This is a genomic window from Ancylothrix sp. D3o (assembly GCF_025370775.1).
Classification (GTDB): domain Bacteria; phylum Cyanobacteriota; class Cyanobacteriia; order Cyanobacteriales; family Oscillatoriaceae; genus Ancylothrix.
Genome location: NZ_JAMXEX010000001.1, coordinates 651,138 through 665,344, shown reverse-complemented (window position 1 = coordinate 665,344; position 14,207 = coordinate 651,138). Strand labels below are relative to the sequence as shown.

The 14,207-nt window shown below is 43.5% G+C and carries 10 protein-coding genes; 4 read left to right on the top strand and 6 right to left on the bottom strand.

The window, feature by feature from the left end:
• Nucleotides 1-21 precede the first annotated feature (21 nt).
• The 4 genes from NG798_RS02765 to murF all read right to left on the bottom strand — a co-directional run bounded on the left by NG798_RS02765 (nucleotide 22) and on the right by murF (nucleotide 6,304).
• Complete coding sequence (locus NG798_RS02765; RefSeq protein ID WP_261220261.1) at nucleotides 22-1,182, bottom strand: DUF711 family protein; 1,161 nt, start codon at nucleotides 1,180-1,182, stop codon at nucleotides 22-24.
• Nucleotides 1,183-1,266: 84 nt separating this feature from the next.
• Nucleotides 1,267-2,883, bottom strand: coding sequence for a peptide ligase PGM1-related protein (locus NG798_RS02760; RefSeq protein WP_261220260.1), 1,617 nt, complete (start codon nucleotides 2,881-2,883; stop codon nucleotides 1,267-1,269).
• Between the two features lie 272 nt (nucleotides 2,884-3,155).
• Nucleotides 3,156-4,781, bottom strand: a complete 1,626-nt coding sequence (locus tag NG798_RS02755; protein ID WP_261220259.1) for a hypothetical protein — start codon at nucleotides 4,779-4,781, stop codon at nucleotides 3,156-3,158.
• A 158-nt stretch (nucleotides 4,782-4,939) separates the two neighbouring features.
• Nucleotides 4,940-6,304 (bottom strand): UDP-N-acetylmuramoyl-tripeptide--D-alanyl-D-alanine ligase, encoded by a 1,365-nt coding sequence (murF, locus tag NG798_RS02750; RefSeq protein WP_261220258.1) that lies wholly within the window; start codon nucleotides 6,302-6,304, stop codon nucleotides 4,940-4,942.
• Between the two features lie 948 nt (nucleotides 6,305-7,252).
• On the opposite strand from murF, the gene NG798_RS02745 reads away from it, so the two are divergent.
• From NG798_RS02745 to NG798_RS02735, 3 genes are all read left to right on the top strand, one after another.
• Nucleotides 7,253-8,536 (top strand): hypothetical protein, encoded by a 1,284-nt coding sequence (locus tag NG798_RS02745; RefSeq protein ID WP_261220257.1) that lies wholly within the window; start codon nucleotides 7,253-7,255, stop codon nucleotides 8,534-8,536.
• 258 nt (nucleotides 8,537-8,794) lie between these two features.
• Nucleotides 8,795-8,974 carry a 30S ribosomal protein S21 gene (gene rpsU / locus NG798_RS02740; protein ID WP_261220256.1) on the top strand — a complete coding sequence of 60 codons (180 nt, stop codon included), beginning with the start codon at nucleotides 8,795-8,797 and terminating at the stop codon, nucleotides 8,972-8,974.
• Between the two features lie 313 nt (nucleotides 8,975-9,287).
• The gene (locus NG798_RS02735; protein WP_261220540.1) at nucleotides 9,288-10,670 is read left to right on the top strand and encodes a GTP-binding protein; all 1,383 of its coding nucleotides are present in this window, start codon (nucleotides 9,288-9,290) and stop codon (nucleotides 10,668-10,670) included.
• A 150-nt stretch (nucleotides 10,671-10,820) separates the two neighbouring features.
• On the opposite strand, the gene NG798_RS02730 is transcribed toward NG798_RS02735, so the two are convergent.
• Nucleotides 10,821-12,530 (bottom strand): mechanosensitive ion channel, encoded by a 1,710-nt coding sequence (locus NG798_RS02730; RefSeq protein ID WP_261220255.1) that lies wholly within the window; start codon nucleotides 12,528-12,530, stop codon nucleotides 10,821-10,823.
• 209 nt (nucleotides 12,531-12,739) lie between these two features.
• On the opposite strand from NG798_RS02730, the gene NG798_RS02725 reads away from it, so the two are divergent.
• Nucleotides 12,740-13,195 (top strand): SRPBCC family protein, encoded by a 456-nt coding sequence (locus NG798_RS02725; protein ID WP_261220254.1) that lies wholly within the window; start codon nucleotides 12,740-12,742, stop codon nucleotides 13,193-13,195.
• A gap of 146 nt (nucleotides 13,196-13,341) precedes the next feature.
• Here NG798_RS02725 and NG798_RS02720 read toward each other — a convergent pair whose 3' ends face one another.
• Nucleotides 13,342-14,166: a SirB1 family protein gene (locus tag NG798_RS02720; RefSeq protein ID WP_261220253.1), complete on the bottom strand. Its 825-nt coding sequence runs from the start codon at nucleotides 14,164-14,166 to the stop codon at nucleotides 13,342-13,344.
• Nucleotides 14,167-14,207 lie beyond the last annotated feature (41 nt).

The window sequence follows — 14,207 nt, the reverse complement described above, 5'->3', positions numbered from 1 at the left end:
GGTTGGGTTTTACAACCCAACCTACACATCAAAAATTTTACAATTCACCAAATAAGGAGAATCAAAAACAGTCATTTCCCCTGATTTTTTCCCAGGAATAGGAAACAACCGCGCCGAAAGAGGCTTATCCAACTTAATAGCCAAACTCGCCACATCTAACAAAATTGCCTCTAATTTTTCCACCGAAATATCCCCCGGAAGTGGCACCGTATCTAAACCACAACCACAAACAGCAGAATATAACAATAAATTTGTCAAATTATAAGTTCCCTCATTTGCTCTTTCCGCCAATCCCACATCCTCACAAACCGGCAACATTAAACCCGAATACCCACATAACCTCACAGGCACATTTTTTAACACCCGTGTAATCATTGCAGAAATTGCCAAAGTTGCCGCATTTCCAAACTTCCCTAAACCCAAACTTTCATAACTATAGGCAATACTAGAACTTTTGTCTAAAGCCGGTACCAGAGATGAATCGATGCCTTTGTATTTCCATTTAAAAGTATTAGAAATATTCTCAGCTATCGCCTCAACTTTAAGCACATTTTCCTTCAAAACTTGAGAAAAATTCTCCTCTGCTTCCTCAAGATTTTGAGATTGCGAAAAAGCTAACCTTGCCAAATCACCACACTCTAACCCCAAGGCAAACGAAAACCCAGAATCATCCTCATCGTGATAAGAAACCGGAAAAAAGGGAATCCCTGGGTTACAATTTGCCCACGCACAAAACCGAAAATTGCCCAAACCTCCCTCGGTTTCTTCCGCAATACTTTTAATTGCCATTGCCGAAGCTTTTGTATTTACAAAGCTCAAATTCTCTTTTCTTACCCCCATTTTACTTGAGCAAAAAATCATCGAAGTATTCTTAATAATTGCCGGAATTAAAGCAATGCTTTCTGGAGTGTCTGCATAGCCAATACTAAAAAAATCACCCCCTAAATTTTGGCAAGTTTCCTCAAGTTTTTGTACAGCCGCTACTACTTCCCCCGCAGACAACTCCTGCAAATATTGCTGCCAAGAATTGGTAGAAATGCGTGTTGTTTGCACCTCATACCCTTGCGACTCAAAAAAATCCTTAGCTTGCCGGTTGAAATTTACGGCATATTTGATGCTGGTTTCGGCTTGTTTGGGGGAATTTAAGTGAAAGCTGCTGGTAATTGTTCTAATTTTTATCATTAGTTTAGTTTGGGGTTGAGGGATTTTTAAACCGCAGATAAACGCAGATAAACGCAGATGAATACAGATGAGTTTTGGCTGGGATTAAGGATTTTCTGCTACTCGTTGAATTGTTGGTGTTATTTCGCCATTCCAAGTCATGGGAATTGCTGCTAATGAATGCAAACTGGTTTCTTTTTTTGCTCCTGTTTCTTCATCTAAAGCATTGACAACTTTATTATAAATTTCTTGAGCCTGCTGGGGAGAATTGCCAATACTTGTTAACCCCAATTTACCAAACTGAGACAAACAACCCATCAAATGAAACACCGTCCCCGTTTCGGTACTGCTGTCAAAATGTAACTGATGTGCAGCAATAATATCCATCAAATCATTCGCCAACAATCCCCGGTAACGGTCTTTTTGTAAATTATCCGTTGCCATGTAATATTTCTCTCGTCCTTGCTGACTATAAAACAGGCCGTTGGAACGCTCATAACGCCCATTTGTGAGAAATTTTAACGTCATAAATGGATGTGTTGTACCGCCTTTTCTCAAATTAATTTCTATCGCTTGAATATCCCATTTACCATCCTGTTGACGCACGGCAATAAAATCCACCCCAAACCTTTCTAACGCACCTTTATTAGCTAAATTTTGCCCAACTTGCACCCCCAATTCTTGCAACTTTAAACGATAACTTTCATCCGCCGGAAACCGGCAACCCAAATACACCTGACCATCGGGCCCCCCTAAAATTTGGTCATGGGTCGATAAAATTTCCACTTCTCCATTTGGTGCAATGCGTCCTTGCACACTCGGAGAACGCTTTTCCTCTCCTTCAATAAAAGCCTCAACAATAGCGCCTAATTCGGGAATTTTACTGCTGAAACTCTCCCAAGTTTCTCCGGCTGATTGAAAACGCAAGAATGGGAAAGCGTCTCGAATTGCTTGAACACGATTTGCAGAATTTACATCGCGCAATTTCCTTAAATCTAAAAGAGCATTTCCTTCTCCAGAAAACCCTTCATTTAACTTAACAACCATCCGCTGTAACTGTGGTTCTTTTTCCCATAATTCCGCTGCAACTTCTGCCAAATCATCGGCATTTTTTACTAATTCACTGCCATTCGGAAGAGGAATTCCACACTCAGCAAAAATTTCCCTCGATCCGCTTTTTGTTCCCCAATAAAGTAGATGCGGCGCAGCTGCTAATAACGGAATATTCAAAGCAACCGATAAAGCTTCTTCTAAATGCGTAGAATTATAACAAATCATAAAAGAACGGGCCGGTCGCAACGCTTGGCGGATCTTTTCAATCAAGCGAGGACGCTCTAAAATTTTCTCAGACAAAGGTCTTGGAGAAGCATCATAGGTGCTCAACAATAACAGCCGCTCTCTCGCATGAGAAAACGGAATTCCTGGCAACAACTGCAAGTAATAATCAATTACGCTGGGATGTAAAGGTTGAGACGTGATATAAACCAAGCGAGTTTGAGGATTCTTCAACCGAATTAGCGAAAAAAGTAACCGTTCTTCATAGTGATGAACTCCATCAATTTTCATCATTTCCCGTTGATCGAGCGTCACCGAAGGAACCACCAAAATATCCGCATCGCTGCGATCAAATAAATCTACTGTTTGCCACCTTTCCCGCAATTCATTTTGCAAAAGCAAAAATTGATCACGTTGTTTATCCAAATCTATAAGCTGTGTTTTCATACCAGCGGCTCACTGTTAAACCGTTCAATAGCAATATTCTACAAAATTCTCATACTAAACTGCTATAATTGTCACATTTAGAAACATTTATAGGAGGCAATATTGACGGTGTTTGTGTTAATTTAATAACAATCATCCCACGCTAAAAGCCAATCCATCTGTAGAAAGATTTATAAAAGCCACACAAAAGGGCTACTACTCCCCAGAGGAAGACCTCTAACTGCAAACAAAAGCCGAATACAAGGTAAAACTGCGCTATAAACTATAAAAAATTACCCCAAAGTGTACAGCCAGCCATCCCTCCCACAAATTCTTACAATCCCATCCCAAACAACCGGCGTAGACTCAAACGAAACCCCAGGCTTAAAATGCTCCGCCTCCTCTACAATCACCCGCACATACTCACCCTTAGAATTCATCACCGAATTCTTATCCCCCTTTTTTCCTTCCTCATAAAAAATATTAAACAAATAAACCCCATTATAAGTACCCGCAATCAACTTATTACCATCCGTAAAAATAGGAGTAGAAATAGAAGCACCAATTCGTTTTTTAAACACAACCACCGGCGTATCATACTCCCGATTTAACAAAAAGCTCTTCACTTTTTTTCCCGTAATCATCGTTTGGGAACCAATATAAAGGTATCCATCAATAGCATTCGTAGCAAACAAAGCCGGCACATTCTCATCACGATACTCATCATTAATCGACGCCGAACCAACCACCCCCCCTTGCCAGTCAGAAAAACCCACATTGCCGGTTGGTAAAAACCACTCCACACTATCCTCTGGTTTCTTCTGAGGATTTAACTTCAACACCCCACCATTCCCAGGAATATATTGCCTTTCAATCGCACAAAATAACTTTTCATCCTTAGAAATCACCACCGAACCATCAATATCAGACCCCGTATAAAAATCCCAAAAAATCTTTTTCTCAGGAATACTAATTCCGTAAATATGACCAGAACCCGCCGCAAAATAAATATTATCTTTTAGACGAGCCGGTGAAGACTCCGCCACCAAATTACCCCCATGACGGCTAATATCAGGAGGCTCATAAAGCCTCACCTCCCCCAAAACTTGCGGCTGAATAAAACCATCCTTTTTCTCAACAACACGAGTCGAACGATTCAGAAAATAACCGATCCCATTTTCTCCCGCATTAAAAATCATATCCCCCAAATCAATCGCACTACTATCATTATCCCGACTATAACTATCAGTGCGGCGAATATTCAGCTTCCAAATTTCCTTACCAGTTCTAAAAGAAATCGCCCGAAAACTAGGCACCGGCCCCGCCATACCCACCGAATTTCTCACACCCAACCGGCTACCCTGCAACACCACCACTTGATTTTCATCCTTAGCCGTTGGGTCAAGATAAATTGTCGCCGTCCCCTTAATAATATCATCAAACTTATAGCGCCAAACCACCTCATTTGTTTGCAAATCAATCTTCCGCAAACTGTGATCAAAAGCCCCAATAATCAAATACAACCTCCCCCGATCTTTCACCAGAGTAGGCTGTCCCGTCCACCCCGCACCACTCCAAGTTAAAAACCCCCGAAAAGCCGTTACCCCACTTCCCAACTCAAACCTATCCAACTGCTTTAAACTTTTAGGAATACCCCGACCATAAAACCGGCGCTGATCATTCCCCAAAAACGTAGGAACTAATAACTCAGTTTCCGGTTTAATCTCCCCTAAAAAACTCTGAACTTGACCGCTTACCTTTTTTAGCAAATTTTCAGGATTAACCGCATTAATAGCCCCAATTTCCTCCTCACTTTCCCCAGTAAACCGCAACTGTTCTAACAACACCGGCCCCGCCGCCCCAGCCAGCATCAACTGCAAAAAACGTTTATTAAAATTGCGTCTTGTTGTTAAAGTCATAATTTTGTTATTTGTCATTTGTTATCAGTGGCGCAGGCATCTTGCCTGCCATAACGATAGTCATTTGTCATTAGTGGCGCAGGCATCTTGCCTGCCATACATCTTTTTCAATTAATTTAATTCAGTGGGGCCGGCAACATCAACCCCACCATCCCTAATCACCAATCACTGCGAAACTGTTCAACAACTTTATCCAAAGCCACCGCATGAGACGCCTTAAACAGCAAACAATCCCCCCCAGAAACAAACGATTTTAACCGCGATAACAAAGTTGATTTTGCCTCCGGGCCGGTGTTAACAAACACCTCCACAACCGGCACCCCAACCGCACCCCCAGCCATCGCCTTTGCCTCATCCTCATCAGCCAAAATAAACAAAGCATCCAACTTTAAATCACGCACAGTTTCCCCGATATTTTCGTGAAACTCCAACGAACGATCCCCCAACTCACGCATAGTACCCAACACCGCAATATGGCGTTTCCCAGAAGTTTCTGCCAGCAAATATAAAGCCGCCTTCATCGATTCCAAACCGGCATTATAACTCTCATCCAAAATCACCACATCCCCAGGCAAATCATAACGCTTTGCCCGACCCTCCGGCAAATCCACCGCAACCCCAGCTTGCAAACCTTCCCAACTTATTCCCAACACCTTCGCCACCGCCAAAGCCGCCAAATAATTACAAGCATTATGCCGGCCCGCCAACGGCAACCTAAACCGCAACCCCTCAACCTCCACAGTTTCCCCATCAATTATTTTGCCAAAAACATCACCCCCATCCAACCCATAACTAATAGTTTTTCCCTGCCAAACCTGCGCCGCAGTCGCCATCAAAAGCTCATTATCCTGATTTAAAATCGCCGTACTTGTAGCCGGCATTTCTGCCAACAACTCACACTTAGCCTCAGCAATTGCCTCCTTTGAACCCAACAACCCAATATGAGCAGTACCCACATTTGTAATCACCCCAATTGTCGGCTCAGCAATTTCTGCCAGTTCAGCAATTTGCCCCGGCCCCCGCATCGCCATTTCAATCACCGCAAAATCATGGTCACTTGATAACTCTAATAAAGTTTTCGGAACCCCAATTTCATTATTAAAATTTTGCTGAGTTTTTAACACCTTACCTTGCGTTTCCAGAACCGCAGAAATTAACTCCTTAGTCGTTGTTTTGCCAAAAGATCCCGTAACCGCAATCACCGGCACCGAAAACTGCCGCCGCCACCAATTCGCAATAGCTTGATAAGCTTTCAAAGAATCCTTAACAACAAACTGGGGAATTTCCACCGGCAACTCACACTCAACAATCACCGCCACAGCCCCTTTAGAAACCGCCGCCGGCACAAAAGCATGGCCATCAAAATTTTCGCCCCGCAAAGCCAAAAACACCTCACCCGCATTCAAGCTGCGCGTATCCGTACAGATGCCGGTGGCCCTAATTTGTGAAAAATCACCCGCATTAGTGGCCGGTGTTGAATCAAGAACATCGCTCAATTGACCAAGAGTAGCGCAAAAAGTCATATCAGTTTGATGGGAATGCGTGAAAATTGGATCTTCAGGTATAAAACCCAAAATTTAACTACTTTTAAGCAAATTTCACCTAAAAGTTAACTCAACCGAGTTATCAACCCGATTTTATAGCATAAAATCCAGCCCCCTGCCGATAATTTTTAATTTTAAATCTCCAATAAAAATCAGCCCCTCAGCCGCCACCCGCGCCAAAAAAAGGACAAATTGCTTTTCTTTTCCACAGCCTCGCAAAATCAGCCCAAAACATTACTTTACGGGATTCTACAGAATGCCAACTCCCAGAGCCAAAAAAGTTCACCAGAAATGTATAATTTAGCGCCTTATCTTTACCGTTTCTTCACCTAAACCCTTCACGGCGAGTGTAAATTAGAAAGTGTAACCAAACGGACGCCTATTAATACCGTATGGAAGTGATCAACCCCAGCCACCAGTTTTTCTGCTCTCAGCCACACAACTAAACTGTTAAAGCTGAGCAGCGAATCGAACAGGCGGACATAACAAAAATTACCTAAAAAGTTCAAGTATCAAATTATACAGAGCCATTTCTGAAATAACCGCAATTTTACCGAGAGAGGTAAACCCCATCAACAAAAAATCGTCCAGCAAAAAATTATCTGCTTACATCCGCGAAATATGGGAGCGTCATCAATCGGCTTTTTTACAAAACGGCCCCTAAAAGCCCTAAACCTTTAGCCCCGGATTATCAGGGGGAAAGCAGCCAAAACATAGCCGGTGAAAACCCCTAAACCTTGGATTGCGCTCCCCAATAAAAAATCAAAAAAAGCCTGATAATAACCAAAAACTTAGGCTTAACAAACCCAAAACTACCCCTTAAAAACAAGCAGGAATTGTGCCAAAGTTTTGTAAATAGCCACTCGAATTTAACAGAGGAGGCATCTAATCAAACCCCAACGATCACCGGGAAGTGAAGAGGAACAAATGGAAAGCTTAATAGATCAATCCCACCGACACAGTAGCAATCCCGACGAGCAAATTATCTATAATCATTTGCTTTCCTGTGTAGAAATAGAAACACCAGGGGAACTCATAGAACGATTTCGCAGCTTATTTTTTGAAGCTTGGAGCTATCCCGACCGCCAAGTAACAGCAGCCCTCGAAAGACTCGCAGCCTCCAAACAAGCCGATCAAGAATTCAAATTTGTATTAAATCGTTGTTGCCACATTTTAATTAACCGCTGGCAAATGCAAACTCAATTGCATTCCGCCATCCCCGAACTCATCGAACTGTTTGAAGGCAGCAGCAACAACAGCAACCTCTACTCCTTCCATCTCAGAGGACAGAGACGGCTGCACGAACTCGTACACCTCTTCACCAAAACCGAACAATACCTCACCCTCCGCCGGCTCGTCCAAGTCATCAGCCAGTCCCCAGAAAACGGAAATGCCTCGGAAACCAAACCCCTTGGCACCTTAATTCGTCGGTATCCGTATTTATACGAGCACTGCCTACTCAGCGAAGGCAGCAGTTACGAACATCAACAAATTGTCCGCACAGTCCAAAGCTCGCGGCAAAAGCAATTTGAAATCAACTTATCACAATATGTAACCTATCAAGTGAGGCGCTCACAAATAGCCCGCAAAGGCGATCCAACCACAGCAAAATTAATCCAGCCGGTCAACAACCCCACCCTATTGAGCGACAGAGAACTCTACGGAGCCTTAAAACAATTTGTCGGTAAAGTCGAGGGTTCCTCCACCTACCGAGACTTAGCCCAAAGCTTCCTCACCCACACCAGCCAAACCCGCACTTACGGCGCCTTCAAAGACGAACTATACGACTACCTCAGAACCTCTATTGATTCAGGCTACGGTAAACGTCAGTTTAATGACCGTCTTTACAAACAACTTACCAACACCCTCCCCCAAAGCGACAACCAAAAACTCAGCGACTTCTTAATCGTAAGAACCTGTAGCCAACTGCTTAACTTTTTAATTGTCGAAAGTTCCCAGCGGCCAAACCACTTTATATTAATCGACCTCGTTTCCAACATCGGCCCCACCCAAACCACCGGCCTCCTACTCAAAATCGTCCTCGTCTGTCGCAAAGTTAAACCCTACCTCGAACGCCGCTTTGCCATTTTATTCAACCACTACGAGTCCTCAACCCGCGAGGCCGTCCACTGGTTAGTAAAATCCCTCGAAAACGCCAACATCGCCCTTAGTACCAACTTTGGCGCGGTCGATCTCTCCTTTATTCGCTAAAACCGGCCCCAAAGCAAGCCGGCCTTTCTTCTTTAGCTAATTTTATAAATTTTGTCTATTCTATAAACAATGATTATCAAATTTCCACAACTATTCCACTGTTCTGCCGGTGCTGGCTTTATGTTAATCTAGTTTTCAGTCAACAATTCTGTTAACCAATCGAGCGCATGGCTAACGCCACACTTCGCGTTTCGGAAACCGACAGCAAAATAATCACAAACAAACAAACACTTTATCTCTCATTTCCAAGGAGTAAGAATGAGCCAAGTTGTAGTAGGAGAAAACGAAGGAATTGACTCTGCTCTGCGCCGGTTTAAACGGCAAGTCTCCCGCGCAGGCATCCTCGCTGATGTAAAAAACCGTCGTCACTTTGAAACTCCCCTCGAAAAGCGCAAGCGCAAAGCAAGTGCCGCTCGCCGTAAAAGACGTTTCCACTAAGTTTTATTTTCAACTAAGCTGCCGGTTTCTAGCTTCAAGCCTGTGATCGTCGGTAGTTTTTATCTCTTTTAAATAATTCAGAACAGGCGGGTTTTGCACGAGAATGGCAAAGTCCGCTTCTGTTTTATCAGGCGGTAGAATTTTAAACCCCAGGCTTGTCTAATAGATAAACAGAGAAAGTTAGGGCCGGTGGGGTGCAAAAAAAGGTTCTTCTGTTCCTTTCCCTAGAATTCGATACGATGAAAAGACGATGGCGAATTCTCTGCGAGGTTAAAACTTGACATCCGATTTCAAATTCAACCCCCAATTCCCTATAAATAACACCGGCGACTTTGACAGCGCCATCGATAGCGTTGCGGAAATTCAAGCTGAACTCAACTACAAACAAGCCAAAGATGCCCTACGGGAATTGGTGACAAAACTTGACCTTTCTGCCGCAGAAAAGGTCGGTTTAGAAACAGAAATTCAAGGCTTAGAAACAACTCTCGAAAAACTCAACCGCCAACAAGTTCAAATTGCTGTTTTTGGCATGGTAGGACGCGGAAAATCTTCCTTACTCAACGCTTTACTCGGTCAACAAATTTTTGAAACCGGCCCCATTCACGGAGTCACCACCACCGCACAAGCCGGTCAATGGAGTGTTAATAATAATCCCCAATCCCCAGTTACCTATCGTCTTTCTCAAATAGAATTGATCGACACCCCCGGAATTGATGAAGTTGATGGAGAAACCCGCGAAATTTTAGCCCGTGAAGTCGCAGGAAAAGCAGACTTAATTATATTTGTCGTAGCCGGTGATATGACAAAAGTAGAATATCAAGCGCTTTCACAATTGCGCGAGGCCGGTAAACCAATGATTTTAGTATTTAATAAAATTGACCAATATCCCGAAGCAGACCGGCTCGCCATCTATCAAAAAATCCGCGATGAACGAGTCCGCGAAATACTATCTCCTGATGAAATTGTGATGGCGGCTGCTTCTCCCTTGGTGGCTCAAATGGTGCGCCGGCCTGATGGCTCTCGCGGAGTACAATTAACACGCTCTAACCCAGAAATTGATGAATTAAAGTTAAAAATCCTAGAAATTTTAGACCGCGAGGGAAAATCTTTAGTAGCCCTTAATTCGATGCTTTTTGCCGGTGAGGTAAACGAACGCATCATCAACCGCAAACTCACCCTCCGCGAAGAAACTGCTAATAAAATAATCTGGAATTGCGTTATTACCAAAGCTGTCGCCATTGCCCTTAACCCAATTACTGCTGCCGATTTATTCAGCGGTGCGATAATTGATGTAGCAATGATCTTGACATTATCTAAACTTTATGGTATGGAAATGACACGCACGGGAGCGCTAAATTTGTTACAAAGAATTGCCCTGAGTATGGGCGGTTTAACGGTAACTGATTTAGTCACAACCTTGGGCTTATCTTCTCTCAAAAGCTTATTAGGAATTGCCACACCGGCCACCGGTGGGCTTGCTTTGGGGCCCTATCTTTCGGTAGCTGTCACCCAGGCGGGGGTGGCCGGTGTTTCAACTTATGCCATAGGACAAGTCACAAAAGCTTATCTTGCTAATGGTGCCTCTTGGGGCCCCGATGGGCCCAAAGCCGTCGTTAGTCGCATTTTATCGACATTGGATGAAACCTCAATTATGGGCAGAATTAAAGACGAATTGTGGCAAAAGTTGAGGATGTGATTTGAGGCGGGTGTTTTTTTAACCGCAGATAAACGCAGATAAACGCAGATAGGTTTTTGCTTTATTTTCGAGTTAATGTTTTTCTTTAACCTGTCAATCACAACAATTATTCTATCCGCGTTAATCCGCGTTTATCTGCGGTTAAATAATCTATTTTTTCTCCTTAAACTCAGCCAACCATTGACGAATTTGCTCAGCAGCAATCTCGCGTCCGCCCAACCCAAAAGAAAGAGCAATTGCCACCGCAACAGCACCAAATAATAGCCCAAAAGCTAAATTCACAATACTAGAAGCAATTCCCATTTGTTGCAAAGCCATTGCCCCAACAAGGGTAATAATAGCAACGCGAGCGCTTTGGGCTAAAAAATTCGCTTGAGATGTGCCTGAAGAGCGGATGATATTAAAGGCAAGATTGGCTAAATATAAACCAATTGCAAACACAATCACCCCAACTAAAACGCGTCCGGCAATTGCCAGAATTTCCGCCACAATAGCAGTTAAAGCCGGCAAATTTAGCACGTCTGTTGCAGTCACGGCTGCAAATAACATGATGCCAACTAAAACAATAATTCCGACAATTTCCGAGGGAGTACGGTTAACAGTGGTTGAGGGTTGAATAACTGTGGCTGTACGATCCATAGGATCTATGGGTTCTACTGGTTCTACAAACCGGGAGGCAGTAGGAGTGCGAGTGGTGGAGACGTTGTTTAATCCGATCCAATTAAAAACATTATTGAACCCAATGCCGGTGAGGATATTCGTGACTAAATCGGCAACAAACCGGCCTAGAAAATACGCCACAACCAAAATTAAACCGGCTGTGAAAATTTGGGGAATGGCGTTGAGAATTTGCGTAAGCATGGAGATTGCCGGCCCGGAAATGGCGTCAATTTTCAGCGCATTTAGGGCAGCAATGGCGGTAGGAATTAAGATCAGAATATAAACAACGGTGCCGGTTAACCAAGACAGACTTTGAGAGCCGCTAGTGGGGGAAAGTCCAAAGCGGGCGCCGAGACTGTCTGTGCCGGTGGCTGCGAGCAAGTTGGTTACAATTCGGCGGACAATTTGAGCGATAAACCAACCGGCAGCCCCGATGAGAATTGCTGCTAAAATGTTGGGTAAAATTAGCAGAATTTCGTTGAGTAATTGCTGGACAGGTTGCAGGGTTCCCTGTAGTTCTAGGGTGCTGAGAATTGAGGGAAGAAAAAGCAGAAAAATAAACCAATAAAGAGCGTTACCAAAGGTTTCGCTGAGAAGAAACTGGTTTTGGCTAGTGTTTCTGACTTCTTGGTTTAAGCGCTCGTCAATGCCAATGGCACGCAAGGCTCTGGATACTACAAATTTTGTGATCGTTGCTAATACCCAAGCAACGGCAAGTAATGCACCGGCTGCTAAGAGTTTTGGTAAAAAGATCGTAACTTGATTGAGCAGGCTAGTCAGCGGTTGGGAGGCTGCTCCGAGTTTGAGTTTATCGAAAAAGGGAACGAGGAAAAAGATAATAATTAGCCAGAATACTGCTGTGCCAATCCATTTTTCAACGTCGGGTAATTCGTTTTGGGGCCGGTTTCCTATCCAGCCGGCAATGCGGTTATCGATGTTGGTTTTTTTGAGGAGTCCTTGCACAATACTGGAAATTAAAGCGGCTACGATAAAGCCGATTAAAAGTATGGCAAAGGCTACTGCAATATCTCCAACGGTTGTTTCGCCGACGGGAAAGTTCCAAACTGAAGCTACGCCTGGAGGTAGTTGGGTAGCCGGTCTGGCTGCTGGGGCTGTTCGCGTTTGGCCCAGTAGAGGATGCACAAACGCTGGCAAATTTACACCTGTCTTTAGACAGATATTTTGCAAGTTTTCAATCATCGAATTCTCCGATTCTTGTCAATATGCGAATCTGCTTTACGCAGAAGCTACAAAGCACCGTGCTTGATAGCGTCGTGTTAGCGAGCAGCGAAGTTTCGCACTAAGGGTATGTTAAAATACGCTTTTGTTAAGGAGGGATTATGTAATATTTTTTAAGGATTTTACATTTAACCGCATTTGATGAATTTTTATTTGTTTTGCAGGGAAAAATGCCATCCAGTCAAGTTTTTGAGCAATCAATCCAAATTTATGCACCGGCAACTGTGGTGGAGCGTTGTATCACAGATAACGCTTTAATGCACCGATGGCTCAATCCTGCTCTGCGCTGCGAGCCGGTGGGGGAGTGGAGCACCGAGGTGGGTGCAAAAAGCCGGTTTGTTATTAATATTCCGCTTTTGGAACCCTGTTTAAATAGTGTGGTAATTAAGCGAGAACCAGGGTTAATTGTCTGGGGTTTTGAGGGCTTTTTTAAGGGATGTGATCGTTGGGAATGCCAACCGGCTCCCAAGGGGACGTTGTTAGTAAATCGTTTTGAGTTTGCGATTTCAAACCCGTTAATTTTATTTGGTTTTAATCGCTTTGCTGCCGGTTGGACTAAAAAAGATATGGAAGCACAATTACGCCGTTTAAAACGGGTGGCTGAGGAAGTAGTGATTAATCAATAGTGGTTTTTTCTTACTTAAGAGTCTTTAATAATTTTCCAAAATCCTATTAACAAAATTACGAACCTACCCAAATAGTAGGGGCAAACGGTGGCTATCGTTGCCCCCACAAAAGAGGGGGTAAGTAATGATTAATGACTAAAGACTAATTACAAATCTTGGGAAAGTCTCTGAACTAATTTGCGAATAGCATCTGCATCTTCGGCATTGGGAACTTGAACAAGATAGCTTTGTAAGTCTTGGCTGGCTTTAGGAAAGTAACCGAGTTGATAATACAAAATGCCGCGATCTCGTAACTCCATCGGTGCGCCCGGAAAAAGTAGCAAAATGCGTTCAACTACCGAAAGAGATTTGAGAATATCACCGCGATTGATATAAATTAATTTCAGGTTAGAGAGCATTCGCCCTAAAAATCGGCGGGGAGTAACCGGCTCTAAAAAGCTGGGGGAAAGCTCAACCGGCCTGCCATAAATTTGTGTGAGTCTGGCTTGACAATCTTCAGGAAATAGTATCTCGCCCCCCTGAAAAGTATCCACAAAAATTCCGCTATCTTCAAAGTCCGGACGGATCAGAAAATGCCCCGGCATTCCCACACCAACCATAGGAAAATCGAGACGGCGGGCTATTTCTAAGTAAACAAGAGCAAGGCTAATGGGGATGCCGGTGCGCCGATCTATAACATCATTTAAAAAGCTGTTGCGGGGGTCGTAATAGTCGTTAGAATTGCCGGTAAAACCTAATTCTTCGTAGAGGTACTGATTGATAGTTTTGATTACTTTCAAAGGATATCGTTCGGTTGGCAGACGTTCTTCGATTTCCGCTGCCATTGTGTCGAGGGCGTTGATATACTCATCTGTGTCGAGATGGGGGTATTCTTCTTGAGCCAGGTATAACGCTGCTTTTGCCAGGTCGATTTGCGGTTCTGGCTTATAAATTTCTTTGTAAAAAAATTGTCTTGCTGTGGGGAATTCCATATTGGTTTTTTGATACACCCTAAGATATTTATATTTTAGAT